Annotated in this window: 27 protein-coding genes and 1 pseudogene; 18 read left to right on the forward strand and 10 right to left on the reverse strand. The window is 66.5% G+C overall.

Annotation, left to right across the window (positions count from 1 at the left end):
* The first annotated feature begins 82 nt into the window (after nt 1–82).
* From DXK94_RS18835 to DXK94_RS18855, 5 genes are read left to right on the forward strand one after another with little or no spacing between them, the layout of a single operon-like run.
* Nucleotides 83–1252, forward strand: a complete 1170-nt coding sequence (locus DXK94_RS18835) for a Re/Si-specific NAD(P)(+) transhydrogenase subunit alpha (protein ID WP_115526096.1) — start codon at nt 83–85, stop codon at nt 1250–1252.
* On the forward strand, nt 1252–1566 hold the full coding sequence (locus DXK94_RS18840; protein WP_115526097.1) for an NAD(P) transhydrogenase subunit alpha: 315 nt from the start codon (nt 1252–1254) through the stop codon (nt 1564–1566). The genes DXK94_RS18835 and DXK94_RS18840 overlap by 1 nt, the downstream gene beginning before the upstream one ends.
* Nucleotides 1563–2936, forward strand: coding sequence for an NAD(P)(+) transhydrogenase (Re/Si-specific) subunit beta (locus DXK94_RS18845; RefSeq protein ID WP_115526098.1), 1374 nt, complete (start codon nt 1563–1565; stop codon nt 2934–2936). Before DXK94_RS18840 ends, DXK94_RS18845 begins: the two co-directional genes overlap by 4 nt.
* A gap of 48 nt (nt 2937–2984) precedes the next feature.
* On the forward strand, nt 2985–3209 hold the full coding sequence (locus tag DXK94_RS18850) for a hypothetical protein (protein WP_115526099.1): 225 nt from the start codon (nt 2985–2987) through the stop codon (nt 3207–3209).
* Nucleotides 3206–4126: a diacylglycerol kinase family protein gene (locus DXK94_RS18855; protein ID WP_115526100.1), complete on the forward strand. Its 921-nt coding sequence runs from the start codon at nt 3206–3208 to the stop codon at nt 4124–4126. Before DXK94_RS18850 ends, DXK94_RS18855 begins: the two co-directional genes overlap by 4 nt.
* A 59-nt stretch (nt 4127–4185) precedes the next feature.
* Here DXK94_RS18855 and DXK94_RS18860 read toward each other — a convergent pair whose 3' ends face one another.
* Nucleotides 4186–5025, reverse strand: a complete 840-nt coding sequence (locus DXK94_RS18860; protein ID WP_115526214.1) for an ACT domain-containing protein — start codon at nt 5023–5025, stop codon at nt 4186–4188.
* A 160-nt stretch (nt 5026–5185) separates the two neighbouring features.
* Here DXK94_RS18860 and DXK94_RS18865 point away from each other — a divergent pair.
* The 3 genes and pseudogenes from DXK94_RS18865 (at nt 5186) to DXK94_RS18875 (ending at nt 8352) form a co-directional block, all read left to right on the forward strand.
* Nucleotides 5186–6246: pseudogene (locus DXK94_RS18865) on the forward strand (FUSC family protein).
* A gap of 60 nt (nt 6247–6306) precedes the next feature.
* Nucleotides 6307–7050 carry an IclR family transcriptional regulator gene (locus tag DXK94_RS18870; RefSeq protein WP_115526101.1) on the forward strand — a complete coding sequence of 248 codons (744 nt, stop codon included), beginning with the start codon at nt 6307–6309 and terminating at the stop codon, nt 7048–7050.
* Nucleotides 7051–7161: 111 nt separating this feature from the next.
* Nucleotides 7162–8352 (forward strand): 4-hydroxybenzoate 3-monooxygenase, encoded by a 1191-nt coding sequence (locus DXK94_RS18875; RefSeq protein ID WP_115526102.1) that lies wholly within the window; start codon nt 7162–7164, stop codon nt 8350–8352.
* Here the strand turns inward: DXK94_RS18875 and DXK94_RS18880 are convergent.
* Entirely contained in the window at nt 8349–8885 is a 537-nt protein-coding gene (locus tag DXK94_RS18880; RefSeq protein WP_115526103.1) for a TetR/AcrR family transcriptional regulator, read from the reverse strand. The genes DXK94_RS18875 and DXK94_RS18880 overlap by 4 nt on opposite strands.
* Nucleotides 8886–8941: 56 nt before the next feature.
* Here DXK94_RS18880 and DXK94_RS18885 point away from each other — a divergent pair, with 56 nt between their 5' ends.
* On the forward strand, nt 8942–9997 hold the full coding sequence (locus tag DXK94_RS18885; RefSeq protein ID WP_115526104.1) for an FAD-dependent monooxygenase: 1056 nt from the start codon (nt 8942–8944) through the stop codon (nt 9995–9997).
* Here DXK94_RS18885 and DXK94_RS18890 read toward each other — a convergent pair whose 3' ends face one another.
* The 5 genes from DXK94_RS18890 to DXK94_RS18910 form a co-directional block, all read right to left on the reverse strand.
* On the reverse strand, nt 9998–11818 hold the full coding sequence (locus DXK94_RS18890) for an iron ABC transporter permease (RefSeq protein WP_079598040.1): 1821 nt from the start codon (nt 11816–11818) through the stop codon (nt 9998–10000).
* A complete protein-coding gene (locus DXK94_RS18895) occupies nt 11815–12882 on the reverse strand; it encodes an ABC transporter ATP-binding protein (protein ID WP_115526105.1) in 1068 nt (355 codons plus the stop codon). Before DXK94_RS18895 ends, DXK94_RS18890 begins: the two co-directional genes overlap by 4 nt.
* Nucleotides 12883–12930: 48 nt before the next feature.
* Nucleotides 12931–14007: an extracellular solute-binding protein gene (locus DXK94_RS18900; protein WP_115526215.1), complete on the reverse strand. Its 1077-nt coding sequence runs from the start codon at nt 14005–14007 to the stop codon at nt 12931–12933.
* Between the two features lie 168 nt (nt 14008–14175).
* Nucleotides 14176–14610, reverse strand: a complete 435-nt coding sequence (locus DXK94_RS18905; protein ID WP_079598037.1) for an acyl-CoA thioesterase — start codon at nt 14608–14610, stop codon at nt 14176–14178.
* A gap of 53 nt (nt 14611–14663) precedes the next feature.
* On the reverse strand, nt 14664–15167 hold the full coding sequence (locus tag DXK94_RS18910) for a GNAT family N-acetyltransferase (protein ID WP_079598036.1): 504 nt from the start codon (nt 15165–15167) through the stop codon (nt 14664–14666).
* Between the two features lie 142 nt (nt 15168–15309).
* Here DXK94_RS18910 and DXK94_RS18915 point away from each other — a divergent pair, with 142 nt between their 5' ends.
* From DXK94_RS18915 to DXK94_RS18925, 3 genes are all read left to right on the forward strand, one after another.
* Entirely contained in the window at nt 15310–15822 is a 513-nt protein-coding gene (locus DXK94_RS18915) for a MarR family winged helix-turn-helix transcriptional regulator (protein ID WP_115526106.1), read from the forward strand.
* A 70-nt stretch (nt 15823–15892) separates the two neighbouring features.
* Nucleotides 15893–16132 carry a hypothetical protein gene (locus DXK94_RS18920; protein ID WP_147294406.1) on the forward strand — a complete coding sequence of 80 codons (240 nt, stop codon included), beginning with the start codon at nt 15893–15895 and terminating at the stop codon, nt 16130–16132.
* A complete protein-coding gene (locus DXK94_RS18925) occupies nt 16129–17037 on the forward strand; it encodes a serine/threonine-protein kinase (protein ID WP_115526108.1) in 909 nt (302 codons plus the stop codon). The genes DXK94_RS18920 and DXK94_RS18925 overlap by 4 nt, the downstream gene beginning before the upstream one ends.
* Before the next feature lie 10 nt (nt 17038–17047).
* Here DXK94_RS18925 and DXK94_RS18930 read toward each other — a convergent pair whose 3' ends face one another.
* Nucleotides 17048–17725, reverse strand: coding sequence for a histidine phosphatase family protein (locus DXK94_RS18930; RefSeq protein WP_115526109.1), 678 nt, complete (start codon nt 17723–17725; stop codon nt 17048–17050).
* Between the two features lie 129 nt (nt 17726–17854).
* Complete coding sequence (purB, locus tag DXK94_RS18935) at nt 17855–19297, reverse strand: adenylosuccinate lyase (RefSeq protein WP_115526110.1); 1443 nt, start codon at nt 19295–19297, stop codon at nt 17855–17857.
* 172 nt (nt 19298–19469) lie between these two features.
* On the opposite strand from purB, the gene DXK94_RS18940 reads away from it, so the two are divergent.
* The gene (locus DXK94_RS18940) at nt 19470–19769 is read left to right on the forward strand and encodes a hypothetical protein (protein ID WP_115526111.1); all 300 of its coding nucleotides are present in this window, start codon (nt 19470–19472) and stop codon (nt 19767–19769) included.
* 17 nt (nt 19770–19786) lie between these two features.
* A complete protein-coding gene (locus DXK94_RS18945) occupies nt 19787–21139 on the forward strand; it encodes a hypothetical protein (protein WP_115526112.1) in 1353 nt (450 codons plus the stop codon).
* Between the two features lie 20 nt (nt 21140–21159).
* Here the strand turns inward: DXK94_RS18945 and DXK94_RS18950 are convergent, their stop codons facing one another.
* Nucleotides 21160–21588 carry a phage holin family protein gene (locus DXK94_RS18950; RefSeq protein ID WP_079598028.1) on the reverse strand — a complete coding sequence of 143 codons (429 nt, stop codon included), beginning with the start codon at nt 21586–21588 and terminating at the stop codon, nt 21160–21162.
* 120 nt (nt 21589–21708) lie between these two features.
* Between DXK94_RS18950 and DXK94_RS18955 the strand changes: the two genes are divergently transcribed.
* The 4 genes from DXK94_RS18955 (at nt 21709) to DXK94_RS18970 (ending at nt 26696) form a co-directional block, all read left to right on the forward strand.
* Nucleotides 21709–22827: a histidinol-phosphate transaminase gene (locus DXK94_RS18955; protein WP_115526113.1), complete on the forward strand. Its 1119-nt coding sequence runs from the start codon at nt 21709–21711 to the stop codon at nt 22825–22827.
* Nucleotides 22828–22976: 149 nt separating this feature from the next.
* A complete protein-coding gene (gene pdhA, locus DXK94_RS18960) occupies nt 22977–24221 on the forward strand; it encodes a pyruvate dehydrogenase (acetyl-transferring) E1 component subunit alpha (RefSeq protein ID WP_079598026.1) in 1245 nt (414 codons plus the stop codon).
* On the forward strand, nt 24221–25201 hold the full coding sequence (locus DXK94_RS18965; RefSeq protein WP_079598025.1) for an alpha-ketoacid dehydrogenase subunit beta: 981 nt from the start codon (nt 24221–24223) through the stop codon (nt 25199–25201). The genes pdhA and DXK94_RS18965 overlap by 1 nt, the downstream gene beginning before the upstream one ends.
* A gap of 7 nt (nt 25202–25208) precedes the next feature.
* Nucleotides 25209–26696 carry a dihydrolipoamide acetyltransferase family protein gene (locus tag DXK94_RS18970; RefSeq protein WP_115526114.1) on the forward strand — a complete coding sequence of 496 codons (1488 nt, stop codon included), beginning with the start codon at nt 25209–25211 and terminating at the stop codon, nt 26694–26696.
* The last annotated feature ends 4 nt before the right edge of the window (nt 26697–26700 follow it).

A 26700-nucleotide genomic window follows, 5' to 3' on the forward strand; every position in this document is an offset into this window, starting at 1 on the left:
CGCGAAGGTCCCGTCTCCGGACAAATTCCGGGACCCGGCTTCGCAGGCCGCCGCCGCACTTGTCTGCGAGGGGAGTCAGCGGGTGAAACTGGGCATTCCGCGGGAACGCCGGGACGGTGAATGGCGTGTTGCAGCCACGCCGGAAACCGTCAAGCAACTGACCGCCCTGGGCGCGGAAGTCCTGCTGGAGGAAGGCGCGGGTTCCGCCGCCGGACATCCTGACCACGACTACCGGCAGGCCGGGGCGCAGGTGGTCCCTGGGCTGGACCTTGCCCGGCTGGACGCCCTGGCCCACGTCCGCCCCCTCGACCCGGACACCGCCAGGTCCCTGAAGCGGGGAGCGGTGACCGTGGGGCTTGCATCGCCGTCGTCCGAACTGCCCACGGTGGAGGCGCTCGCCGAGGCAGGCGTCACGGCGTTCGCCCTCGAACTCGTGCCCCGCATCTCCCGCGCCCAGTCCATGGACGCGCTCAGCTCGCAGGCCCTGGTGGCCGGCTACCGCTGCGTCCTGGAAGCAGCCATCCGGCTGCCCAGGTTCTTTCCCCTGTACATGACCGCCGCCGGCACTGTTCCGCCGGCCCGCGTCCTGGTGCTCGGTGCCGGCGTGGCCGGCCTGCAGGCCATCGGCACCGCCAAACGCCTGGGCGCCCGCGTCTTCGCCAACGACATCCGCCCCGCCTCCGCGGACGAGGTGGCCTCCATGGGCGGCACTTTCATCCGGCTGGACCTCGAAACAGCGGAGGCTGCGGGCGGGTACGCCCGCCAGCTCAGCTCCGATGCCGGCACGCGACAGCGGCAGCTGCTGGCACCGCACGTCGCACAGTCGGACGTGCTGATTACGACGGCGGCAGTCCCCGGCAGGCGCGCCCCGCTCCTGGTGACCCGCGAGATGGTGCAGGGCATGCGCCCCGGTTCGGTCGTCGTCGACCTCGCCGCGGAGTCAGGCGGCAACGTGGAGGGCGTGGTACCAGGCCAGGACATCGCCGTCCCCACCGCCGACGGCGCCGGGCACGTCACGCTGGTGGGCCTGAAGGACCCCGCCTCGGCGATGGCTTCGGACGCTTCCCGCCTCTACGCAAAGAACGTGGCCAACCTCCTGGCACTCATGATCCATGAGGGCGTGGTGACCCCGGACTTCGATGATGAGGTGGTGGCCGGGGCCTGCCTCACCCACGACGGCGCTGTCCGGCACTTGCCCACGGCGGAACTCCTCGGCGCCAGAACCCGGGCCGGGCAGGAAGGGGTGCTCTGATGGACGGGATGAGCCTGCTGACCATTACGGTCCTGGCCGTGTTCGTTGGCTTCGAGGTGGTGTCCAAGGTGTCCAGCACCTTGCACACACCCCTGATGTCCGGCGCCAACGCGATCCACGGCATCATCCTGGTGGGGGCCATCATCGTGGCCGGGCAGGCCGCCGATCCCCTGGCCCTGGCCGTGGCCCTCCTCGCGGTGGTGCTGGCCACCGCCAACCTGGTGGGCGGGTTCGTGGTCACGGACCGGATGCTCCACATGTTCCACGCCAAGAAAGAGGTTGCCAGGACCGCGGCGAAGGCGGACAGCAAGTGAGCATCCTCGATCCCGTCTGGACCTCGCTGCTGTACCTCGTCGCAGCGGTCTTCTTCATCCTGGCGCTGCGTGGCCTGAGTTCCCCGCGGACAGCCCGGCGGGGAAACCTCATCGGCGCGCTCGGCGCGCTGATCGGCGTCATCACGGTGTTCCTGTCCATGCGCCTGGACAACATCCCCTGGATCCTCGGTTCCATTGCCGTGGGTACCGTGGTGGCTGCGCCCGTGGCCCGGGGCGTGAAGATGACGCAGATGCCGCAGCTGGTGGCGGCCTTCAACGGCGTGGGCGGCGGGGCCGCTGCCCTGGTGGCGCTTCTGGAACTCAGCCACACGGCCGATCCCTGGGTTCGGCTGGCCATCGTGTTCACCCTCCTCGTGGGTGCCGTCTCCTTTGCCGGTTCCGCGGTGACCTTCGCCAAACTGCAGGAACTGATGACCACCCGCCCGGTGGTGTTCCCCGGGCTCCCCGTGGTGATGGCTGCCGTGCTGCTCGCCGCCGTGGGCACCGCCGTCGGCGTCATCCTGACCGGTTCAGCGGCGCTCGCGGTGGTGCTGCTGCTCCTGGGCCTGGCGGCCGGCGTCCTGCTGGTGCTGCCCGTGGGCGGGGCCGACGTTCCCATCGTCATCTCGCTCCTGAACGCGTTCACCGGGCTGGCCGTCGCCGCGTCCGGCGTGGTCCTGGGCAACGTCCTCCTGGTGGTCGCCGGCACCCTGGTAGGCGCTTCGGGCACCATCCTCACCCGGGCCATGGCAGCGGCCATGGGCCGGAGCGTGGCAGGCATCCTCTTCGGCGCCTTCCGGGGAGGTTCGACGGCGGGGTCCACCGCCGTGAGCGAGCGTCCTGTCCGGTCGTCCAGCGCCGAGGACGTGGCCGTGCTGCTGGGCTATGCGCAGCGCGTGATCATTGTCCCGGGGTACGGCCTGGCTGTGGCGCAGGGGCAGCACACCGCGGCGGAACTGGCGCAGGCCCTGGAGGCCCGCGGCATCGACGTCGATTTTGCCATCCACCCGGTGGCAGGGCGGATGCCGGGGCACATGAACGTGCTCCTGGCCGAGGCGAATGTGCCCTACGAGTCGCTCAAGGAGATGGGTGAGATCAACCCGGAGTTCAAGACCGCGGACGTGGCGCTGGTGGTGGGCGCCAACGATGTTGTGAACCCGGCGGCGAAGACCTCCTCCGGCTCGCCGATTTACGGCATGCCCATCCTGGAGGTGGCGGATGCCCGGCAGGTGGTGTTCCTGAAGCGTTCGATGCGTCCGGGATTTGCCGGGATCGAAAACGACCTGCTGTACGAACCCCAGACGTCACTGCTGTTCGGAGACGCAAAGGACTCGCTGGCCCAGGTGCTGGGGGCGGTCAAGGCGCTGTAGCCTGCAAGGAACAGGATTCACCGGAAACAGCCCAAGGAGCCGTACCGCATGAGCGACCCCCAGACCACCTCCGACGCGCCTCCCGCGGGCCGTTCGTCCCGGCCCGCCTGGCTGCTGCCGGTCATCGTGAGCATTGCCACCAGCCTGCTCGGCATGGTTCTGGTGGCGGCACAGGGTTTGTACTGGATGATTGCTGTCATCGCCGCGGTTGAGGCCCTGGGGATCTTCACCATCATCCGCTCCGCCCGGATCAACGCCCGAAGGACACCATGACCACCCACAGCTCCAACACGCTTCAGCGCGCCGCCATCATCGTGAACCCCGCCAAGCCGGTGGACATCGACGTGCGGGGCCTGGTGGCCAAGCACTGCGTCGAAAACGGCTGGGGCGAGACGCTCTGGTACGAGACCACCAAGGAAGACCCGGGCGTCGGCCAGGCGAAGGACGCCCTAGCCGCGGGAGCGGACATCGTCATCGCCGCGGGCGGCGACGGGACCGTGCGGTGCGTCGCCGAGGTCCTTGCCGGCGGCGACGTCCCGATGGGCCTGCTGCCGCTGGGTACCGGCAACCTGCTGGCCCGCAATCTTGGCATGGACGTCACGGATTACGACGGCGCCATGGCCGGTGCGCTGATCGGTACGGAGCGGAAGATCGACGTGGTCCGCGCCCGCCGCAGCGACCCCGACGAGGAGCAGCTGTTCCTTGTCATGGCCGGGGTGGGGTACGACGCCACCATCATGGCGGACACCAACGAGGACCTCAAGGACAAGGTGGGCTGGCTCGCCTACGTTGACGCGGGTATCCGCAACCTTCCCGGCAAACCCGTGAAGGCCACCGTGGTGATCGACGGCCAAACCGTGGTGCGCCGGGGCGTCCGCAGCGTCATGGTGGGCAACTGCGGCAAGGTCCAGGGCGGCCTGGAGATCTTCCCGGACGCCAAAATGGATGACGGGCTGCTGGACATCGCGGTCCTGGCGCCGCACCACGGCCGGCTGGGCTGGCTGTCCGTACTTGCAGGCATCATCGGAAAGGGACGGGGCAAGGACACCGCGGTGGAGTACTTCCAGGGCAAGTCAGTAGAGATCAGCCTGGAGCACAACGACGACTACCAGCTGGACGGCGACCATGAGGGACAGGGCAAGCACGTCCTGATGACCATGGTCCCCTCCGCCCTCACCCTGCGGATGTAGCACCCAACTGGGTAGCGCGAACTGCCGTTTTGGGGCCTCAATACGGCAGTTAGCGCTACCTAGTTGGGACCGGAGGCAGCCGGGCGGTGCGCCAGGATCTCGGCGAGCTCTGCGAGCCGGTGGGCGCGGGCGGACTCCGCGGGCGTGAACGGTTCGCCGGGCCGGACGAAAATGATGGGCCCGTGCCAGGCGGTGGGGATCTTCAGGCGGGTGCCGGCGTCGTGCTTTTCCAGGACGGCCTCTGCCGGGCTGAGGATCCGCGCCCGCAGCAGTTCCGCCACGGCCAGGGGAAGCTCCTCCGGGGCGTCGGCAATCCGGGCGGCCAGGCTCAGCGCCCTGGTCTGGCCGTCGGCCATAGCCAAGGCAGTGGTGGGCCAGACGTGCGCCCGGGTGCCGCCGGATTCGTGCAGGGCCTCCAGCAACTCGCGTTCGCTGACGGAGCCGGGAGCCGCAAGGACAAACTCGTCCAGCACCCCGCCCGGCACCGGATGGACGTGGATGCTGAGGATGTTGGTGTCCAGGCGGGCCAGTGCCTTGGTGACTTTCTGCAGCGACCCCGGCTCGTCGCGCAGGACTGTCCGTGCCCGCCACAGAGCCGGTGCCGTACCAAGCTTCCGGCGGTGGCGGAGTGCGGGGGCGTGCAGCCAGCCGCGCAGGATCCGGGCAGCGGACGGCTCCGCCACCCAGATCACCAGGACCGTGGCGGTGACGGCCAGTACGAGGACTTTGGCCACGTAGGGGAGCTGGGTGTCCACCACCAGGGCGTGGACCAGGAGTTCGATCGGCAGCATCACGGCCACGTTGGCCAGGGTCAAGCGGGTTTTGGGAGGTTCGGGCATCAGGCCGCAGACTTCACAGCTCAGCTCGGCGGCTGGGGAATTCTGTGCGCGTGGCGTCATGGCATAAGCATCGCCGGGTGCTGTTTCGGCAGCATTGCCTCCTGATTCCATTCAAGGGAACGCGGCGGGCAGTTTCCGGAGCCGGCGCCGTAAGATCGTGAAGGAACGTCAGCGCGGCCGCCCGTCCAACCAGGTACCGCAGGAAAGGCGCTATTGCCACGTGAAGATGCTCGCTGAGATGTTCAGCATTGCTCCCGCCAACAAGGACCACCACCCTGCCCTGAGATGCGCCGTGGGAGTTTTCGTTCCGCTCTTCATCCTGGTCCTCCTGGGGAGGCTGGACCTCGCCATCTTCGCGTCCTTCGGGGCGTTCACCGGAATCTACGGCCGCGGCGAGCCGCACGGCATCCGCTTCGCGCTGCAGCTGCGCGCCGGGCTGCTGATGTTGCTGGTGATCCTCCTGGCGGCCCTCGCTGCGAGGACGGAGGCGGCCTGGGGCCTGGACGTCCCCACCACCTGGCTCCTGGTCCTCGCCACCACCGTGGTTGCCGGGGCCTGCTCGGTTGCCATCTCGTGGCTGCGGCTGCGCCCGGCGGGTTCGCTGTTCCACATCTTTGCCTTCGCCGCCATTGCCTCCATCCCCAACCAGCCCCCGCTGTGGCAGGGCATGCTGGTTTCCGTCCTCACTACCGGCTTCTGCCTGCTGATCGGATTCTCCTCCCGCGTGCTGCCCAGCCACCGCACGCCGTGGGCCAGGCCCCGGCCCATCCGGCGCACCCCGGACGAGAAACGGGCGGCATGGCTGGAAGGCTTTGGCTACCTGGTGGCCGCCGGGCTCGCCGGGGCACTGGCCACCTGGGCAGGGGAACGGCTTGGATTCGGCCACAACTACTGGGCCATGGTGGCTGCCGTGGTTCCGCTCGTGGGGCACACCACCCGCCACCGGGTGCGCCGCGGAATCCAAAGGATCATCGGCACGGTGCTGGGCCTGGTGATCCTGGCCGGCATCGTGCTGCTGGGGCTGCAACCATGGCAGACAGTGCTCGTGATGGCGCTGTGCCAGTTCGGCGCGGAGATGTTCATCATCCGGCAGTACCTGCTGGCCCAGGTGTTCGTCACCCCGCTGGCCTTGATCTCCACGCTGCTGGTGGTGCCTTCGGCGCCCGGCATCCTGCTCCGGGACCGCATCATCGAAACGGTGATCGGGGCCGCCGTCGGGATTGCCGTGGTGCTTGCCCGGGAGCGTGGCGCCGGGTGCGTCAACGCACGACGACGGCCTAGCCGCCTGCAGCGGCGGGCGGTACCCTGAGGCTTCAACCATTCATCGGAAGCTGGTGCTGCGTGGCGAATTCGAGGTCCGGCGATTCGGTGGTGGACCGGATCGTCCGGCTCATCTCTGCCTTTCCGCCGGAAGTCAGCACGCTCCAGCTGTCCGACCTTGCGGTCCGGGCGGACCTGCCGCTCACCACCACGCACCGGCTGGTCCGGCAGTTGGCGGGGCATGGACTCCTGGAGACGGGGCCTGAGGGCATGGTGCGTCCGGGGCTGCGGCTGTGGGAGCTGGTGAACCGCACGTCCCCAACCCTTGCCTTGCGCCAGGCGGCCATGCCGTTCATGGAGGACATCCAGCAGGTGCTCAACCAGAACGTGAACTTCGCCGTGCTGGACGGCTGGGAGGCGCTCTTCGTGGAGCGGCTGTCCCGGCGGGGTTCCGTGGCCAACCGTGCCCAGGTGGCCGGGCGGATGCCCGTCCACATCTCTTCTGCGGGGCTGGCGCTGATGGCGCACCAGGACAAGGCACTCCAGGCGCAATACCTGGAGCAGTTCGTCGACCCCGACGGAAAGGTCACCAGGGACGCCATCCGCGCGCTGCTCAGCGAAACGTCCCATCAGGGCTTCGCCCAGCTGGCCGGCGTCGTGGACCCGGACACGTGGGGCATCGCCGTCCCCGTGCTTAGCCGCAGGCAACGCGCGGTGGCATCCCTCGGCGTCGTGGTTCCCCTGCGCGAGATGCGTCTGCAGGCGCTGGTGCCCGCCCTGCAGACAGCCGCCCGCGGCATTGCCCGGAACCTTGCCGACTCCTGACCCGGAACCATTCAACGGAATCGATGTAACGACGGTCACCCCTGGCGGCGCACACTGTTAGCCAGACGCACCGAACCGGCCCCAGCGGCCCCGCAACGAAGCGAGAGAATCATGGCAGCACGCAAGATCATCACCACCCAGGTAGCCATCATGGGCGCCGGCCCCGCCGGGCTGATGCTGTCCCACCTGCTGGCCAAGGCCGGCATCGAGTCCACCGTCATTGAAGTCCGCAGCCACAAGGAGATCTCCGAGACGGTCCGGGCCGGAATCCTGGAGCACGGGACGGTCAACCTGCTGGTGGACAGCGGCGTCTCGGACCGGGTGTTGCGGGACGGGGACCGGCACGACGGCATTGAGTTGCGCTTCAACGGTGAAAGCCACCGCGTCGACTTCAAGGACCTGGTGGGGGAGTCCGTCTGGCTGTACCCGCAGACGGACGTTTTCCTGGACCTCGCCGCGCGCAGGACGGCCGACGGCGGCGACGTCCGGTACAGCGTCAGGGACACCACCGTCCACGACCTCGAAGGCAAGCCGAAGGTCTGGTTCACCGACTCCGACGGCGTGGAATACGAGATCCAGGCAGACTTCCTGGTGGGTGCCGACGGCTCCCGCAGCCACTGCCGGTTCCAGATCCCCGAGGCGCACCGCAAGTGGTACTTCCACGAATACCCCTTCGCCTGGTTCGGCATCCTGGCCGAGGCTCCGCGCAGCTCCGACGAACTGATCTACGCCAACTCGTCCAACGGCTTCGCACTGATCAGCCAGCGCACCGAAACCGTGCAGCGGATGTACTTCCAGTGCGACCCCAAGGAAAACGTCGCCAACTGGGACGACGACCGCATCTGGGCCGAGTTCCGCAGCCGCGTGAACGGCAACGGCTTCGAGCTCAAGGAAGGGCCGGTCATCGAGAAAATGGTCCTGCCGTTCCGCAGCTTCGTCCACACCCCGATGCGCCACGGCAACCTCTTCCTCGTGGGCGACGCCGCCCACACGGTCCCGCCCACCGGCGCGAAAGGCCTGAACCTTGCCATCCATGACGTCAAGGTCCTCTTCGAAGGACTTGACACCCATTACAACTCCGGATCGGACCGCCTGCTTGAGGCGTACAGCGACCGCGCCCTGGAACGGGTCTGGAAGGCGCAGCAGTTCTCCTACTGGATGACCACCATGCTCCACACCCCCGCCGACGCCGACGATTTCTCCCGTGCACGCCAGCTCGGCGAACTCAACTCCGTCGTCTCCTCACGGCACGGACTGGCCTACCTTGCCGAGGCCTACACCGGCTGGCCCGGCGCCCGCTAAGCCAGCAGCCGCCGGACTGCTGCGGCGATGGCTGCTGCGTCCGGTCGCTCACCGCGCCTGACTGTGAGCAGGTGCAGCAGCACGCCGTCGCCGTAGTCCGCCAGGTCCCGTGCCCGGGCCGGCGCATCCGCCACTCCCAGCGCTGCGAGGGCCTGCTCCAGGCCGCCCACCAGCCGGAAGTGTCCCGCTGTCACTGACTCGGGCCTGTCGAGGGAGATGGCCAGGCGGGCGCGGCTGAGCCCCGCGTGCCGCCCGGCCAGCGCCAGCATCAGGGTGGCCAGCTGGTCTGCCAGTTCCTCAATGTCCTGCGGCGGACCGGCGGGGCCCTGGTCCTGCAGGAGTGCGGCGTCCAGCTCCAGCATGCGGTCAAGCACCGCTTCCACGAGGGCCGCGCGGTTCCGGTAGTAGTTGGAAGTGGTGCCCTCGGGCAAGTGTGCGGCGGCATCCACTGCCCGGTGGGTGAGGCCCTTCATGCCCTTCTCCGCCACCACGGCGAGGGCGGCGTCCATCAATTCGGTGCGTCTGTCGGGCATGGCCACAGTCTAATTGCCCCCTAGCCATCCACTACAAAAGTAGTAGAATCACGGGCATGGAAACCATCTCGATCATTGGCGGCGGAATCGCCGGACTGGCACTGGCCGCCTGCCTGGACCCGGCCCGGTTCCAGGTGACGGTGTATGAGAAGCGCCCCGAACTGCCCGCTGTCGGAAACGCGCTGGGCATGTGGCCGAACGCCCAGCGTGCGCTGGAGCGGCTGGGAATCCTTGAAGAGGCGCGGGCGGTCAGCCCGGTGATCGGCAGCGGATCCGTCCGTGACGCCCAGGGCGAGCCGTGGGTCACCGTCAGCGTGGGGGATATGTTCGGTATATCCCGGGTTGACCTTCTCCGGTTGCTGGACGGCGCCGTCCCGGGAACCGTCCTCCGGATTACCAGCAACGTCAGGTCACTTCCTGCCGACGGCAGCCTTGTGGTCGGCGCCGACGGCGTGCACAGCGCAGTCCGCCGGGAGATCTGGGGCGCCGCGACAGATGCCCGCCTCACCCCGTACCTCGCCCTCCGCGGCACTCTCCCAGCTCCGGTCAGTCCCGGCGAGGTGGGAGAGTACTGGGGCCGCGGCGACCTGTTCGGTATGGCTGCCGCCCGGGGAGGGTCCTTCTGGTACGCCAGCTACCGGTCCGGGGTGGGCCCGTACGGGATTGACGCAGCATCAGCCTTGGAACACGCCCGGGAACGCTATGCCACCCACGCCCCCGCCATCCGCCGCACGCTGGCCGCAGCCACTCCCGAAGCATGCCTGGTCCAGCGGATCTGGACAGTTCCGCGCCTTGGCTCCTACGTCCGCGGGCGGAGCGTGCTCGTCGGCGATGCCGCCCACGCCATGCTCCCCACCCTGGGTCGCGGCGCGTGCGAGTCGCTTGTGGACGCGGTGACACTGGCTGACCTTCTCAACACGCTGCCCGAAGACCAGGCACTGCGTGCCTACGACCGGCAGCGGCGGCTGCGGACCCGCGTCCTGAGCCTGGCATCCTCGGCGCTGGGGCGCGTCGCCCTCGCCGACGGTGGCCAGCCCCTGCGTGACCGCCTCCTCAGCCTCGCCCGACGGCGGAACGGACGTTCCGCCGTCGTCAGCGGTTCCGCGGACTGATCACCGGACGGGAGCTGCCGGCTGTGCGGCATCCTCTGTGGATACCGGGGTTCCGGGAAGACCCGGACCGGGAACCGGGGAGGCGGGCGGAACGGCCGGCAGCCGCTTCTTCCGTGACTTGCCCCTGCTCGAGCGGCCGTAGACGAGATACATGGTGACGCCGGTGATCACCATCAGGAGCACGGTGTAGACGAAGGTGTTGGCAACCCCCGCCACGCCTTCGGCGCCGTCGGTGTTGGCTTTGATGACCAGGCCCAGCGGCTGGACCAGGGGGTGGGCCAGGAAGATGGCGGTGTCGTAGTCGTCCAGCAGGCTGTTGAAGTTCAGTGCGGTGATGGCGGCGGCCGCCGGAAGCACCAACGGCAGCAGGATCCGCCGGAACACATACAGCGTCCTGGCACCCATGATGGCCGCCGCTTCCTCCAACGAGGAGTTCACCGAGGCGAAGGAAGCCTTGAGCATACGGAGCGTGAACGGGATCTTGACAGTGACAAAGGCGATCAGCAGGATCACCGTGGTGCCGGTGAGCACCGCACCGCCCACCAACGGATTGGGGTGGTCGTAGCTGATGATCAGGCCAAGGGCCAGCAGTGCCGAAGGCAGGATCCAGGGAATGTGCAGCAGGTATTCGAAAGCTGTTGCCACCCAGTTTTTGTATTTCTGCAGCAGCCGGGCCACGAACAGCAGCCCGCCCACGGCGATGAGCGCGGCCAGTGCGCTGTACACCACGCTGACAATGAACGGCCGCAGCCCGGATTGCTGGGTCAGGACCCGCACGTAGTTGTCCAGGGTCAGGTTGCCCAGGGCGAGCTGACCGGTCTGGATGGCGGCGCCGTCCGCGAACGAATACAGCACGATCAGCACCACGGGCAGTGTGTACACGGCGAACAGCAGGTATGCCAGCACATGGACGGCAATGTTGGCTGCGGGGTTGGTGATCTCCTGCTTCTGCAGCTCGGAGGACACCTTGGACACCGAGAAGTAGGTGCCGCCCTTCTCCAGGCGGGACATCACCGCGAGCATCAGGATGGTGGCCAGGCCAAGGATCACGGCCAGCAGCGCAGCGAGGTCCCGTGAGGTGGGGCTGTTGGTGAACGTCAGGATCATCGGGGTGATGGTCTGGAAATCGCGCCCGCCCAGCACCTGCGGGGCGCTCAGTGCCCCCAGCCCGGTAAGGAAGGACAGGATGGTTACGGCGAACAGCGTGGGCTTGAGCATGGGAAGCACAATCCGGCGGAGGATGGTCCAGGTGGAGGCGCCCAGGTTCCGGGCCGCTTCGATGGTCTGGTAATCAATGCCCTTGAGCGCGTTCGCCACGAAGAGCATGTGGTTGGTGGTGGTGGCAAAGGTCATCACTACCAGGACCGCGAAAAATCCGGAGAACCAGCCCGGATCCATGCCGGGAAACACCTTCACCAGCAGCGAGGTGACAATTCCCTTGTCCCCATAGATGAACTTGTATCCCGCGGCCAGCACGATGCCGCCATAGATAAACGTGGAGGCGTAACCCAGGAACAGGATCCGCGAGCCCCGGATCCGGAAGTAATGCGTCACCAGGACGATGAAGATGCCCACCAGGTTGACCGTGATGGACAGGGCCACTGCCAGCAGGAAGCTGTTGCCCAGCGCCTTCATGGCCCTCTGGGACGAGAAGAGCTTTTCGGCCGCCCGCCCGGAAAAGCTGCCGTCCGGAAAGAACGTGGCCATCAGGACGTTGACGTTGGGCCATACCAGGAACGCGGCGATGAACCAGGTCAGCACCACACCCACCACCAGGACGAACGGGGAGCGGACCATCCCGCGGACGGACGCGCTGCTCATGGCAGGACGACCGCCTGCTCCTGCTGCCTCAGGGCGACGCCTGTTTCCCGGTGGTACTGCAGGATATGGGCAGGCTGGAGGTAGACAGTGGTTTCCGTTCCCGGTTCCGGGTGGGCTCCGCCGTCCTCTTTGACCAGCAGCCGGATCTCCGCGCCGTGGCTGCGCACCACATACCGGCTGTGCAGGCCATGGTAGGTGCGGGATACCACGGTACCGGGAAGTCCGACGGCGGGGCTGCCGCCGGCAGGTGCGGCAAGTGACGCCTTCTCCACCCGCAGGTAGGAGGTGGCTTCCGTGCTGAGCTGCGCGCCGGAAAGACGGTTCACTTCGGCCACGAACTCCGGTGTCAGGGTGGAGCTGTCACCGATGAAGTTGCAGACGAACTCCGTGCCGGCATGGTCGTAGATTTCCTGCGGGGTGCCCACCTGCTCCACCACTCCCTTGTTGAACACGGCCACCCGGTCGCTCATGGCCAGGGCTTCGTCCTGGTCATGGGTGACGTACACGGTGGTAATGCCGAACTCGCTCTGCAGGTCCTTGAGCTGCTGCCGGAGCTGGTGGCGGAGCTTGGCGTCCAGGTTGGACAGCGGCTCGTCCAGCAGCAGGATCTTGGGCCGCAGCACCAGTGCCCGCGCCACGGCCACCCGCTGCTGCTGCCCGCCGGACAGCTCGGCCACGTTCTTGGCCAGCTGCTCATCACTGAGTTCCACCCGGCGGGCAATGTCCCGGACAAGCCGGTCACTGTCGGCCTGCTTCTCCTTCCGGACCCGCAGGCCGAAGGCTATGTTCTCCCACACGCTCATGCTCGGAAACAGGGCATAGTTCTGGAACACCATGCCCACCTGCCGCTTATCACTCGGCAGCCGGGTGACGTCCTTGCCGTCCACGTGGACAGTGCCCGCGGACGGCTGGATGAAACCGGCCAGGGTGCGCAGCGCCGTCGTCTTTCCGCAGCCTGACGGGCCCAGCAGGGTGAAGAATTCGCCCGGCCGGACGTGCAGGTCCAGGTGCGGTATGGCGGTGAAGTCACCAAAGGAAACTTCAATGTTGTCCAAGCGGATCATGGCAAAACCTGTCTGGTGGAGCGGGAAAGCTGGCGGCGGGAAACCCGACTACGTCATGTACTCGAGCTCGATCTTCTCCACCCAGGCGCCCATGTTCTCCTGCACGAACTCCCAGTCGATGTCCTGCTGCTTGAGGTCCGCGAAGAAGTCCACCACCTCGGGGTTGGCCTTCGCTTCGGCGGACTTGTTCACCGGCATGGAGTTGAACTGCTGGGCAAACGCACCCTGGACATCAGCACTGCCGAACCAGTCGATGAACTTCTGCGCCTGCTCCTTCTTCCCGGTCCCCTTCACCAGGGCGATCTGCTCCACCGCGAGCGGGACGCCCACGGAGGGAATGACGGTGTCAACGTTCACCTTGAAGGACTTTTCCCGTTCGGCGATGATCGAGGACGGCATCTGTCCCATGTCCACCTCGCCGGAAGCGATGCGTGCGAAAAGGTCGGTCTTGGCAACGGCCGGGCTGCCGTTCTGGAAGTACTGCTCAACCTGCTGCCAGCCCTCATCGGAAATGCCCAGGTCGCCGGAGTCGTCCCGGTAGCGGCTGAGGATGCCGGCGAACACGAGCTGGGCGGTGGCGGTGCCCAGTCCGGTCACGCGCTCGTAGCGGTCCTTGAATTCATCCTTGGTCCACAGGTCCGTCCAGTCCTGCGGGGCGGAGTCCTTGGAGATCTTGTCTGAGTTGTAGCCCAAGAGGATGGCCTGTTTCACCAGGGGCCAGTAGGTTTCGCCGTCGCCCAGTTCCTTGTCCACCTCGCCTGCCCAGGAGGGGGTGTACGGTTCCAGGGCGTCTTCGGCCTTGATCTGCGAGAAGTACATGTTGTTCAAGCCGAAGGCCACGTCCGCGATCGGGTTGTTCTTCTCGGCAATCAGTTTGTTGGTGGCGTCCGCACCGCCGGCACCCACGATCTCGATGGTGAAGCCGGCCTCTGCTGCCTTGGCGGTCAGCCATTCGCCGCGGCCTTCGCCGTTGGAGTTGGTGTACACCACCAGGGTTTCGCCGGAACCCGCGGCGGGAGCGGAGGACGCGTCCGCGGAGGAAGCGGGCGGAGTTGCGGCACCGCCGCATCCGGCAAGAAGGGCGGCGGCGACGGCGGCGGCAACCAAGGACTGCAATTTACGCACGATCATGACTCATTTCTGCACTGGAACCGGAGCATGTCCGCACAGCCTATAGCCGGCCGTGCGGAATGTGGGGCTGTTTTGCTATCGATTCGATAAACAGCCCGGCTGTTCACTGTGGTCCAGTGGAGGGAATGGTAGGCGGCGTGCGGGTGAACGCCGGGTGAAACGTCAGTCCTGGGTCACTGTTTCCGTCAGGTGGTGGGTGGGAATGCGGTCGCGGTCATAGGTGATCTCCGTGTAGCCATGCGGTTCGGGCTTTCCGGAGGGATTCAGGTTAACGAAGACGATCTCCTCGATGGTGAGGATGCTCTGCCGGGTGATCATGTTGCGGACTTCGGCGCGCATGGTCAGCGATGTCCTGCCGAACCGCGTGGCCGTCAGGCCCATCTCGATGAGGTCGCCCTGGACGGCCGAGCTGACGAAGTTGATTTCCGAGATGTACTTTGTCACCGCCCTGCCGTTGCCCAGCTGGAGGATGGCGTAGATCGCGGCTTCCTCGTCGATCCACTTCAGCAGGCTTCCACCGAACAGGGTCCCGTTGGCGTTGAGGTCCTCAGGACGTACCCACTTGCGGGTGCGGAAGGTGATGTCTGCTGTTTCCATAGGCCGAGATTAGCCGAGGCGCAGAATCCGTACGCACTTATGACGCCCGGCCCTTATGCCATGGCCGTGTGCGCGGCGCTCCGTGCATCAATGCTTTTGGCGTAGCAGTAGGAGTGTTCCACCCCGATATAGGGACCATAATTCGGGACCGGCTCAAACCCGGAGTTCTGGTAGAAATTGCGGCCGTCCGGCTGTGCGGAACCGGCTTCGGCCTTGATCCTGGTGATCCCCTGTTTGTGTGCCTCTGCCTCCAGTGCGGCCAGGATGGAGCTGGCCACGCCCGAGCCGCGGGTGTAGGGAAGGACGTACAGGCGCTTGATTTCAGCGGTGGTGGAATCCAGGAGCCGGAGGCCGCCGCAGCCCACGGGCTGGCCTGATCCCTTGTCATACGCCACGAGGAACACGGCGCAGTCAGCGCCCGACGGCGGTGTGCCGGGTTCATGGTCAGGGGTACCAAAGCGCGCATCGAGTTCAGCCTGCTGCGCGCGGCGCAGGTCGGCGCCGACAGGGTTGGACCAGGATACCTGCCGGATGTTCAGCCGCGGATTGGTCTGCATGTCTGCCTCGATTCGCCGAAGGGATATGCATTAAAAGGCTAGAAGCCAGCGGTTACGCGGGTGTTTCTTCTGCGTAAGCGGTTGGATAACGTGGGCCGATATTGCTAGCTTGCCTACTTATCAGTTGGTCTAAGATCAATCCATGGGATCCACGGGTAACGAAGGCTCCGGCTACTGGTACGGTCCGGACGGGCAGTTGGATTACGGTGCTGCCGTGCTGAAGTCACTGCGCGATTACCGGGCCGCGGAGACTGCCGTCCGCCGTTCCACCAGGGACTCCATGGGCATGGGCGAAACGGACATCCTGGCGCTACGCTTCCTCCTCCGCGCCCAGGCTTCCGGGAAGGCGGTTGTTCCCAAGGATTTGAGCCAGTTCCTCGGCATCACCAGCGCGTCCACCACCTCGCTGATCGACAGGCTGGTGGCCAGCGGGCACGTCCGCCGCGAGGCCCACCCCTCCGACCGCCGCTCCATCGTCGTCATTCCCACCGTGCAATCCGACACGGAGGTGCGCGAAACGCTGGGTGCGATGCATCGCCGGATGATGACCGTTGCCGAAGGTCTGACGGCGGACCAGGCCCACGTCGTGGTCGACTTCCTGCAGCAGATGACGGATGCCCTCTCCGTCAGGGACGGGCATCAAAAAAGTAACTAGCCGGACTAGCTAGTCTGGCTAGTAATATGTAAGCTTACGATCAACCTTGAAGTTTCTTCCTTAGGGAGTCGTGAGCGCGTTGACCACTTTTACCGAAGTCCATTGCGGGACGCCCATGGAACTTGCCACTCCTGCCATCGGGCAGGTGGGCGCTGGTTACAGCTTTCCGCCGGACAATGCCGTCCTCATCGAACTGCCGCCGGTATGGCGTTGCCGCTGCGGATTCCAGCTCGATGCCTGGCTGCCCGCTGACTCAGCCGATGAAGCGGCCGTCCTGGCCGAAGCCTGCGCCCCGCCACGGCACCCATGACCGCGCCCGCCCTGGCTCCCGCAAAACAAGCACCCAGCGAACAGGGACACCCGGAACGGGGACGTGCGCACCGGCCTCGCCGCGCCGAGAACCCTGACGGAAGCGTCGTCGTGGCGGGGCGCTTTTACCTCAAGGAACGCCTTGGGCGCGGTTCCGCAGCAGAAGTCTTCCGGGCCGTGGACCTCGCAGGCGGACCGGATGTGGCCGTCAAGATGGCTTCGGTGCACTCAGCCAAGCAGCACGAGCGGATCCGCAACGAAGCCGGCATCCTGGCGGCGCTGGATCATCCCTCCATCATCAGGTTCATTGCCCACGGTTCCCTGCCGGACTACGGACCGCACGGCGGGCGGCCGTTCCTGGTGCAGGAGCTGGCGCTGGGATCCAGCATGTCCGAGGCAGTCCGGATCAACAGCCACAATCCCGGCGACGTGGCAGTCTGGGCCCACGGGCTGTTCACTGCGCTCGCCCACCTTCACTCAAAGGGCCTGGTCCACCGCGACATCAAGCCTGCCAACCTGATGCTGAGCGGCCTGCGGAGAAGTCCTGTCCGGATCATCGACTTCGGAATCGCAGCGGCAGCCGGCTCAGCGCCCGAGCCGGGCATTTCCTCCGGAACAGTGCACTACATGAGCCCGGAACAGGCAGCAGGCGGGGCCGCCCGGCCGTCGTGGGATGTCTACTCCCTGGGGCTGGTCCTCCTGGAACTGCTGACCGGGACCAAGGCATTTCCCGGGACTGCCATCGAATCCCTGGTGGCGAGGACGCTTCGCAGCCCTGATGTTCCTGATGTCGTGGCGCCCCGCTGGAGGCCGTTCCTGCGGTCCCTGACGGCCATGGACAGCCGGGAACGTCCGACGGCGGAGGAGGCTGCGGCGTTTGCCGCACGGCTTGTCCCGCGGCATTGAGCCGTGACGGCTAAGGGCCCGTTACGTTCCCACCGGTAGGATCTTCTGCCGTGGGATCTGCGAGGGCCAGCCCGCCGACAGGGCTGCCGTCCCAGTGGAGCAGTTTCCAGCCCGCGTCGGGGTCGCCTTCCAGGGCGACGATTCCGGTGTTCGCCAGTACGTGGCGTGCGGCGAACTCGTGGTCAGCGTCCTCCGCCCGGCGCCCGGCCCAGGTGCGGATGGCGGCACCATGGCTGACTACCGCTGCAGTTTCATGGTTTCCTTGAGCCGCCTGGTCCACCACCCGGGTGATGGCAGCGTCGAAGCGGTCGAAGAACGCGTGGCCGTCCGGCCCCGCCGGCATGCGGACATCAAGATCCCCGGCCGCCCAGGCGAACACCGTCCCCATGTACCGCTTGTGGGATTCGTGGTCTGTCAGTTTTTCCAAGGCGCCGGCCTCGATCTCATGAAGGCCATCCAGCACGGTCACGTCCAGGCTGTGCAGCTTGCCCAGCGGCGCCGCGGTGATTTGTGTGCGGATCAGGGTGGAGGCATACAGCGCGCCGATCGGCTCGTTGGCCAGCGACCTGGCCATGGCCTCGGCCTGCCGTTCGCCAAGTTCGGTGAGCCCGGGCCCCGGATGGTCGGTATCCAGCTGGCCAAGGACGTTGCCGGGGGTTTGTCCATGACGGATCAGCAGCAGCTTCATGCTCTCCAGTTTCGCACCCCGGCAACAGGTCAGCGGACCGGCACCATGCAGGGCCTGGCAACGCGAAGGCGCCGGGCCCGCCAGAGCCCGGCGCCGCCGTCGTACTTCCTTTGATGTTTGCCGGCCGGCCTACTTGAGGTGGTCCACCAGCTGGTCGGCGATGCCCGTGTACTTCCCGGGCGTCAGAGCGAGCAGGCGTGCCTCAGCGTCGGCCGAAAGGCCCAGGCTCTGCACGAATTCCTGCATGCGGGCGGCGTCCACGCGCTGGCCCCGGGTGAGGTCCTTGAGCCGCTCGTACGGGTTTTCCATGCCTTCGACGCCGGCAATCGCCTCCGCGCGCATGACCATCTGGATGGCCTCGCCCAGGACTTCCCAGTTGGTGTCGAGATCCCCGGCCAGCACGTCCTCAGCGACGTCCAGGCGTTCCAGGCCTTTGGCGACGTTGGAGATGGCGAGCAGTGAGTGGCCAAAGGCCACGCCGATGTTGCGCTGGCTGGAGGAGTCCGTGAGGTCGCGCTGCCAGCGGGAGGTCACCAGGGTGGCGGCCAGGGTGTCCAGCAGGCCGTTGGAGATTTCGAGGTTGGCCTCGGCGTTCTCGAAGCGGATCGGGTTGACCTTGTGTGGCATGGTGGAGGAACCGGTGGCTCCGGCCACGGGGATCTGGGCGAAGTAGCCGATGGAGATGTAGCTCCAGATGTCCGTGCAGACGTTGTGCAGGATGCGGTTGAAACGCGCGACGTCGGCGTACAGTTCTGCCTGCCAGTCGTGGCTTTCAATCTGCGTGGTGAGGGGGTTCCAGGTCAGCCCCAGCCCTTCCACGAAGGACTTGGCGACGTGCTGCCAGTCTGCGCCGGGAACCGACGCAACGTGGGCGGCGTAGGTGCCGGTGGCACCGTTGATCTTGCCGAGGTACTCCGTCCGGGCGATCCGCTCCAGCTGGCGCGTGAGGCGGTGTGCGATGACCGCCAGTTCCTTGCCCAGGGTGGTGGGCGTGGCCGGCTGCCCGTGGGTCCGGGACAGCATGGGAACGGCGCGGTTGTCCTCGGCCATCCTGCTGATCTGGGCCACGAGCGCGCGGGCAGCGGGCAGCCACACGTCCTCCACAGCGCCCTTGACTCCCAGGGCGTAGGAGAGGTTGTTGATGTCCTCGGATGTGCAGCCGAAGTGGACCATGGCCGTCAGGTTTTCAATGCCGATGCCGGGGAGGCGGCGTCCGATGTAGTACTCCACGGCTTTGACGTCGTGAACCGTGACGGCTTCGATTTCGGCCAGTTCAGCGACTGACGCGGCGTCGAATTCGGTGACGATGGCGCGGAGCTGCTCCTCCTGTTCCGGGGTGAGCTTCCCGGCGCCCGGGAGGACGTTGTTGCTGGTCAGGTGGATGAGCCATTCCACTTCCACAGCCACACGGTCACGGTTCAGTGCAGCTTCGGACAGGTAATCAACCAGCGGCGCGACGGCGGACTGGTACCGGCCGTCCAGGGGACCGAGCGCGATTTTTTCCGGTGACGCGGCAAGGGCCAGGCGTCCTGAGGGCGTACGTGTATCAGCTGTGGCGGCAGTTTCAGGCATGTGCTGATTCTTTCACGAACTCCGGCGGCTCCTTAAGCCTGCCTTTGCACGTTACTTGTCCACATAGCCGACGGCGGTGCTGGGGTTGCTGCCGGGTCTTCCTTAGCGTTGTGGCATCAGTAAAGCAATGCGAGGGCAGCAACCCGTGGGCTGCCCAGGGTGGGGAGTGCGGATGTGGAATGTATTGGGGGACGGCATGCCCGGAGCGGCAGACCATGTCGCCGCCGACCTCATGCCACTGGCGGGACGGCTCGGGTCCTGCGTGGCAAGGGTTGAGGAAGTCATCGCTGGCCTGAGGGCTATCCAGCTGCTCGACTGGCAGTCACCGGCGGGGCAGGCCTACCGGAACACCGTCGCCCGCCAGGACGCTGCCCTGCGCCAGGCTTCGGAATGCCTGGCGGAAGCCAAGGCCGCCGTTGCACGGCATGCCCAGGAGAGCGTCGCGGCTGCACTCGCCAATAGCCGGCACTGACGCAAGGCGGACAACCCATGGACACTGACCGCATTCGCCTGTTCGGCCCCTCCAGGGAGGGACATCTGAGCATCAGGGGCGGCCCCACTGGCATCAGCGTCCAGCTCGAAGAGCTGACGGCAGGCGCGGAGAAGCTGGATACCCTGGCCACTGACCTCGTTGCCGTTGAGCAGGAGACCGGGCGGATCCTGGACCACCTTTGCTGGGTTGACCGGCAGCCGGCATGGTCCACGTCCGCCCATCTGGCCGCAGTGCGGAACGGCCAGTGGCGCGTCCAAGCTGCCAGGGCAGAGCTACAGCGCATCAGCAGCCAGATACGTGCCTGCCTCCGGGACTATGAGGACGCGGAGTGGCGTGCCAACGCCGGGAGGTTCCTCGGAATCACGAGTGTGGAGGAGTTCAGCACCTCGTGGGCCACCATGGCCGCAGCAGGAGTCCCGGACCGGCGGACCGCAGAATCCATCATCACCATGCTGGGGCTGGCGGCTCCCGATGTCCGGGCAAGGATCGATCAGGAACCCTTCGTCCGGGACGCCCTGATGTTCCTGGTCGCGAACTTCATACCCAGGCCGCTCGCCGCGCGGAAGGAAGAGTCCGCCCAGGTGGAACTGGATGCATCACCGGCCGGCCTCCTGGAGCGCATCCGGAACGTCGATGCCCGCGGTCCCGGACACATCGAGGTCCTTGAGGTCGATAACGGCGGTGCTGCAACGTACGTGGTGGTCCTTCCCGGCACCCAGGCGGCAGGAATGTACGCGGGCGGTGACAACCCCTTTGACGAAGCCGGCATCGCGGAGGCGATGCTGTACGGCTCGGAGGAGATCAACCGGGCCGTCCTTGCTGCTCTGGAAACCGCCGGGGCAGAACGTGGTGCGGCCGTGGTGGCGGTGGGCTACAGCCAGGGCGGGATCCATGCCATGAACCTGGCTTCCGATCCCCGCGTCCTGGAACAGTACGACGTCAAGTATGTGCTGACAGCCGGCTCGCCGGTGGCCGGGACCAGGCCGGGATCGGGAGTAAGCTCACTGCACCTTGAACACGAGGCCGACTGGGTGCCCGGAAGCGATGGTCTGGCGAACCCCGAAACCCGCAACCGGGTCACCGTATCCATGGCCTCCCCCGTTTCCGCTCAGGAGGATAAGGGGCTGGGCCCTGGCCACAGCTTCGAGGGGTACCAGGATGCCGCGCGGATGGTCGCGGACAGCAGCGACCCGTCGCTGCTACAGTCCACCGCAGTGCTGACAGGCGTCCTTGGAGCGGGCGGGACCGCCACGGCCACCCGGTTTTCCCTGTCAAGGGCTAAGGGCCCCATGCCCACGCTCACCCCGCAGGACCCCCGCGCCTACGGGCGGGGACATGGCGGCCGGTAGCCCCGGTGGAATCCGGCAGGCTAACGCTTCCGCCCCCCGGGCAGCACACCTGCCACCAGCGATACCAGGGAAATGATGATGGCCGCCAGTACGGCGGTCCAGAAGAAGGAATCGATGGTGAATTCCACCGGTGTGTAACTGCTGATCCAGGACGTCAGGTACAGCATCGCGGCATTGATGACGATGGTGAAGAGTCCCAGGGTGAGGATGGTGATGGGGAGTGCGAGGAACCGCACCAGGGGCCGGACAAACGCGTTCACCACGCCAAAGATTGCACCGATAAAGAGGTAGGCCAGGACCAGGCCGATGGTGTCCGTGCCTTCCGTAACACCGGTCCTGGCCACAGCCTCGGAGGCCGCCTGGCTGGAGATTTCCAGGCCGGGCAGGACCCAGCTCGCTGCCCAGATGGCAGCGGCGTTGATGATGACCCGAAGAATGAAGGAACCCATGGCCCCATGCTCGCACAGCGCGCTGGACGGGGGCTGGGTACGGTAGGGCCTTCTTCCCACGCCGGAAGAAGCCACTGCACCACCCGGAACCGTTATCGCACGAGAAGTAGGCTAGTGCGCATGACCTCATCAGAGACCCTGGCCGGTGGAATCCCGCCGCGTCCGGTGGTAGGCCGGCTGCCCCGCTACGCGGCCGGAAAGCCGCCCGCCGCCGTCGACGGACTCACCAGTTACAAGTTGTCCTCGAACGAGAACCCGCTCCCGCCGCTCCCCGCAGTTATCGAGGCGATCGCGCAGCAGACCGATTTCAACCGCTATCCGGACCCGGTCAGCACCAAGCTTCGGGCGGCGCTCGCGGGTTTCCTCAATGTCCCCGCCGAGGACATCGTCACCGGAGCGGGCAGCCTGGGTGCCCTCAACCAGATCCTCGCCGCGTTCGCTGGCCAGAACGACGACGGCAAGGCCGATGAAGTCATCTATCCCTGGCGCTCCTTTGAGGCTTATCCCATCAGCGTGGGCCTGGCCGGGGCGGAGAGTGTCCGGATTCCCGTAACCTCCGACGGCCGGCACAACCTGGACGCCATGGCGGCAGCCGTTACGGCCCGCACCAGGGTGGTACTCCTGTGCACGCCCAACAATCCCACCGGCCCGGCCCTTACCGCCGCCGAGACCGAAGCCTTCATCCGCTCGGTGCCTTCCAACGTCGTGGTGGTCATTGATGAGGCGTACCAGGAGTTCGTCCGGGCACCCGGTGCGGTGGACGGGATCGCCCTTTACCGGAAATACCCCAACGTGGTGGTACTTCGGACCTTCTCCAAAGCGCACGGCCTGGCTGGCCTGCGCGTCGGCTACAGCGTCTCCAATCCAGCGCTGACCCAGCACCTGCGGGTGGCTGCGACGCCGTTCGCGGTGTCGCAGATTGCCGAAAAGGCGGCCATTGTTTCCCTCCAGAATTTCCCTCAGGTTGTAGAAAGGGTACAAACGCTGGTGGACGAGCGGGCCCGCGTTACTGCCGGTCTGGGGGACCTTGGCTGGGCTGTTCCGGATGCGCAGGGAAACTTCGTCTGGCTGGATCTGGGGGCTGACAGTAGCCAATTTGCAGAGCTGGCGGGAGCCCAGGGGCTCTCGGTGCGCGCTTTTCCCGGCGAGGGGGTCAGGGTTAGCGTCGGTGAGCAAGAGGCCAACACGCGCTTCCTTCGGTTATGTGCCGACTATACAAAGGCCCCGCGGGGTTCCTAGCGCTTAACAAGTAGTCCTGCGGCTACCTACTGAAGATAAAGTTAGGATCAGTAAGCCAATGTATATGCCGCACCGGGAATGTATTCCTTCTGAGGCATATATCCCAGCGACATTGCATTGCATCCGGATGCGGCAAGCAAGGAGACGGTATGGGCACACATCTGCCTTCCACCGAGTTCGACGGAACAGCGGTTGACGACCAGCGGGAAGCTGATGCGGAAGCCGTTATGGGCGAGCCCCCGGCGCAGATGGTGCAGCTGCTGGGTCCCGACGGAAAGCTGGGTTCCGATCCGGTGTACAGCGAGTACGCCGACAAGCTCACGCCCGATGCCCTGCGCGGGCTTTACGGCGATATGGCTGCCATCCGCCGGTTCGACGTGGAGGCCACCGCCCTGCAGCGCCAGGGCCAGCTGGCGCTGTGGGTGCCCCTGACCGGGCAGGAAGCTGCCCAGATCGGTTCGGGCAGGGCCAGCCAGCCGCAGGACTACATCTTTCCCACCTACCGTGAACACGGGGTGGCGCTGACGAGGAACGTGGACCTGGCTGAGCTCCTTCGCCAGTTCCGGGGCGTCTCCAATGGCGGCTGGAACCCCAAGGACACCAACTTCCACCTCTACACACTGGTCCTGGCCGCCCAGACCCTCCATGCCGTGGGCTACGCCATGGGAATCCAGCGGGACCAGAAGCTTGCCGCAGCCGCCGGCTCCAAGGCGGAGGTGCCGGACGCCGCGGTCATCGCCTACTTCGGGGATGGCGCCAGTTCCGAGGGTGACGTCCACGAATCCATGGTCTTCGCCTCCTCGTACAACGCTCCCGTGGTGTTCTTCTGCCAGAACAACCACTGGGCCATCTCGGTACCCACCAACGTGCAGACCCGCGTTCCGCTGTCCAACCGTGCCAAGGGCTACGGCTTCCCCGGCATCCGGGTGGACGGCAACGACGTCATCGCCGTCCACGCCGTCACCGAGTGGGCCCTGGAGCACGCACGCCAAGGCAAGGGCCCGGTCCTGATCGAGGCCTTCACCTACCGCGTCGGCGCCCACACCACCGCCGATGACCCCACCAAATACCGCCCGTCCTCCGAAGAGGACGCCTGGCGGGCTAAGGATCCCCTGCTGCGGCTGGAGAAATACCTGCGCGCCCAAGGCCTCGCGGACGACGCCTTCTTCGCCCAGGTCAAGGCCGACGGCGACGAACTCGCCTCCTACGTCCGGCGCACTACCCATGACCTTGAGACCCCGAACATCCGCTCCGCCTTCGCCAACACCTACGCAGAGGCGCACCCGCTGGTGGCCGAAGAGCTGGCATGGTTCGAGGAATACTCCGCAGGGTTTGCCGGTGAGGAACCCCCGGCGGTACCGGCCGGACAGGCAGCAGCAAAGGCAGGCCACTGATGACCACCATGACCATTGCCAAGGCCATCAACGAAGGCCTCCGCGCCACCCTGGCCAGCAACCCGAAATCACTCCTGATGGGCGAAGACATCGGCCCGCTGGGCGGCGTCTACCGCGTAACAGACGGGCTCATCGGTGAATTCGGCCCCGACCGCGTGGTGGACACCCCCCTGGCGGAATCCGGCATCATCGGCACTGCCATTGGCCTGGCGCTGCGGGGTTACAGCCCCGTGTGCGAGATCCAGTTCGACGGCTTCGTCTTCCCGGGTTTCAACCAGATCACCACCCAGCTCGCCAAGATGCATGCCCGCAGCAACGGCAACCTCACGGTTCCCGTGGTCATCCGGATCCCCTACGGCGGCGGCATCGGTTCCGTGGAGCATCACTCCGAATCCCCGGAGGCCCTGTTCGCCCACACTGCGGGCTTGCGCATCATCACCCCGTCCAACGCGCATGACGCCTACTGGATGATCCAGCAGGCCGTGGAATGCCTGGATCCCGTGATCATTTTTGAGCCGAAGCGGCGCTACTGGCTTAAGGGCGACGTGGATGTGGAGAACCCGGGGCCGTCAGCGGATCCGTTCAAGGCCCACGTCCTCCGGGAAGGTACCGACGCCACCATCGTGGCCTACGGCCCCCTGGTTCCCGTTGCCCTCGCGGCCGCCAATGCCGCGGAGGAGGACGGCCGCAGCGTCGAAGTCATCGACCTTCGCTCCATCTCGCCCCTGGACTTCGATACCGTGACGGCCTCCGTACAGAAGACCGGCCGGCTGATCGTCGCCCACGAGGCCCCGACGTTCGGCGGGATCGGCGGCGAAATTGCCGCGCGGATCAGCGAACGTGCCTTCCACTCACTCGAGGCCCCCGTGATCCGCGTGGGCGGCTTCCACATGCCCTATCCCGTTGCCAAGGTGGAGGAAGACTACCTTCCGGACATCGACCGCATCCTCGAGGCGCTGGACCGCGCCCTCTCCTACTGAGGACACCATGACTCTCAACAAGTTCAACCTGCCGGACGTCGGCGAGGGCCTCACCGAGGCGGAAATTGTCTCCTGGAAGGTCAAGCCCGGTGACGCCGTCGCCATCAACGATGTCCTGTGCGAAATCGAAACCGCAAAGTCCATCGTGGAACTGCCCTCCCCGTTTGCCGGGACAGTCACCGAACTGCTGGTCCCCGAAGGGGTGAACATCGACGTCGGGACGGCCATCATCAGCGTCAGCGATGACGTGGCAGGCGACCCCACGCCCGCAGACGTGCGCGCCCCGGAAACGCCCGTGCAGCCCCTCTACGGCACGCTGCCCGCCGATGGGGGAGCAAGGGCCGACGGCGGCGCGCAGGAAAGTGCCCTGGCCGGCGGTCCGCTGGTGGGTTCCGGACCGAAGGCCGACGCCGTCAAGCGCCGCCCGCGGAAAGCCCAGCCCTCCGCTGCCGTGACACTCAACGCCCCGGAAGTGGAGCCCGTCCAGCCACACACGCCGGCCGCCGTGACAGCAGCACCCGAGGTTTCGGCCGGCCCGGCCGCAGGCGACATGGACAACCGCCCCACCCTGGGCGGCACCATCACGGGCCTGGTCAACCGGGTCCTGGCCAAGCCTCCCGTACGCAAGATTGCCCGGGACCTCGGCATCGACCTTGCGGACGTGGTGGCCACCGGTTCACGGGGCGAGGTGACCCGCGAGGACCTGGTCAGCTACCAGGCCCAGCGCGACGCAGAGCTGGACAAGGCGGACGGCTTCTGGGGCAAAGCGGGCAAGCCGCAGGACCAGCGGATTGAACGGATTCCGGTCAAGGGCGTCCGCAAGGCCACGGCCAAGGCGATGGTGGAATCCGCGTTCTCCGCGCCGCACGTCAGCATCTTTGTGGACGTGGACGCCAGCCGCACCATGGAGTTCGTCAAGCGGCTCAAGGCATCCAGGGATTTCGAGGGCATCAGGGTCTCCCCGCTGCTCATCCTGGCCAAGGCCGTCATCTGGGCCGCGGCGCGCAACCCCAGCGTCAACGCCACCTGGGTGGACAACGCGGACGGGGCTGACGCCGCGGAAATCCACGTCAAGCACTACATGAACCTGGGCATCGCGGCTGCCACGCCGCGGGGCCTGATGGTGCCGAACATCAAGAACGCACAGGACCTGTCCCTGAAGGAGCTGGCGCTGGCGCTGAATAACCTGGCCACCACCGCCAGGGCCGGAAAAACCCAGCCCGCGGAGATGCAGGGCGGCACGCTGACCATCACGAACATCGGCGCCCTGGGCATCGACACGGGAACGCCCATCATCAACCCGGGCGAGGTGGCCATCGTTGCCTTTGGCACCATCAAGCAGAAACCCTGGGTCCTTGACGGTGAAGTGATTCCGCGCTGGATCACCACGCTTGGCGGCTCGTTCGACCACCGCGTTGTGGACGGTGACCTCTCCGCCCGCTTCATGGCGGACGTCGCGGCCATCCTGGAAGAGCCTGCGCTCCTCCTTGACTGACGGC

It is taken from the genome of Arthrobacter sp. RT-1, assembly GCF_003367205.1.
Lineage (GTDB): Bacteria > Actinomycetota > Actinomycetes > Actinomycetales > Micrococcaceae > Arthrobacter.

Coding starts and splice junctions, on each gene's coding strand:
- DXK94_RS18840 (WP_115526097.1), top strand. CDS start 1,252: ATGGACGGGATGAGCCTGCTGACCATTACGGTCCTGGCCGTGTTCGTT.
- DXK94_RS18850 (WP_115526099.1), top strand. CDS start 2,985: ATGAGCGACCCCCAGACCACCTCCGACGCGCCTCCCGCGGGCCGTTCG.
- DXK94_RS18855 (WP_115526100.1), top strand. CDS start 3,206: ATGACCACCCACAGCTCCAACACGCTTCAGCGCGCCGCCATCATCGTG.
- DXK94_RS18860 (WP_115526214.1), bottom strand. CDS start 5,025: ATGACGCCACGCGCACAGAATTCCCCAGCCGCCGAGCTGAGCTGTGAA.
- DXK94_RS18875 (WP_115526102.1), top strand. CDS start 7,162: ATGGCAGCACGCAAGATCATCACCACCCAGGTAGCCATCATGGGCGCC.
- DXK94_RS18880 (WP_115526103.1), bottom strand. CDS start 8,885: ATGCCCGACAGACGCACCGAATTGATGGACGCCGCCCTCGCCGTGGTG.
- DXK94_RS18885 (WP_115526104.1), top strand. CDS start 8,942: ATGGAAACCATCTCGATCATTGGCGGCGGAATCGCCGGACTGGCACTG.
- DXK94_RS18890 (WP_079598040.1), bottom strand. CDS start 11,818: ATGAGCAGCGCGTCCGTCCGCGGGATGGTCCGCTCCCCGTTCGTCCTG.
- DXK94_RS18895 (WP_115526105.1), bottom strand. CDS start 12,882: ATGATCCGCTTGGACAACATTGAAGTTTCCTTTGGTGACTTCACCGCC.
- DXK94_RS18905 (WP_079598037.1), bottom strand. CDS start 14,610: ATGGAAACAGCAGACATCACCTTCCGCACCCGCAAGTGGGTACGTCCT.
- DXK94_RS18910 (WP_079598036.1), bottom strand. CDS start 15,167: ATGCAGACCAATCCGCGGCTGAACATCCGGCAGGTATCCTGGTCCAAC.
- DXK94_RS18915 (WP_115526106.1), top strand. CDS start 15,310: ATGGGATCCACGGGTAACGAAGGCTCCGGCTACTGGTACGGTCCGGAC.
- DXK94_RS18925 (WP_115526108.1), top strand. CDS start 16,129: ATGACCGCGCCCGCCCTGGCTCCCGCAAAACAAGCACCCAGCGAACAG.
- DXK94_RS18930 (WP_115526109.1), bottom strand. CDS start 17,725: ATGAAGCTGCTGCTGATCCGTCATGGACAAACCCCCGGCAACGTCCTT.
- purB (WP_115526110.1), bottom strand. CDS start 19,297: ATGCCTGAAACTGCCGCCACAGCTGATACACGTACGCCCTCAGGACGC.
- DXK94_RS18940 (WP_115526111.1), top strand. CDS start 19,470: ATGTGGAATGTATTGGGGGACGGCATGCCCGGAGCGGCAGACCATGTC.
- DXK94_RS18945 (WP_115526112.1), top strand. CDS start 19,787: ATGGACACTGACCGCATTCGCCTGTTCGGCCCCTCCAGGGAGGGACAT.
- DXK94_RS18950 (WP_079598028.1), bottom strand. CDS start 21,588: ATGGGTTCCTTCATTCTTCGGGTCATCATCAACGCCGCTGCCATCTGG.
- DXK94_RS18955 (WP_115526113.1), top strand. CDS start 21,709: ATGACCTCATCAGAGACCCTGGCCGGTGGAATCCCGCCGCGTCCGGTG.
- pdhA (WP_079598026.1), top strand. CDS start 22,977: ATGGGCACACATCTGCCTTCCACCGAGTTCGACGGAACAGCGGTTGAC.
- DXK94_RS18965 (WP_079598025.1), top strand. CDS start 24,221: ATGACCACCATGACCATTGCCAAGGCCATCAACGAAGGCCTCCGCGCC.
- DXK94_RS18970 (WP_115526114.1), top strand. CDS start 25,209: ATGACTCTCAACAAGTTCAACCTGCCGGACGTCGGCGAGGGCCTCACC.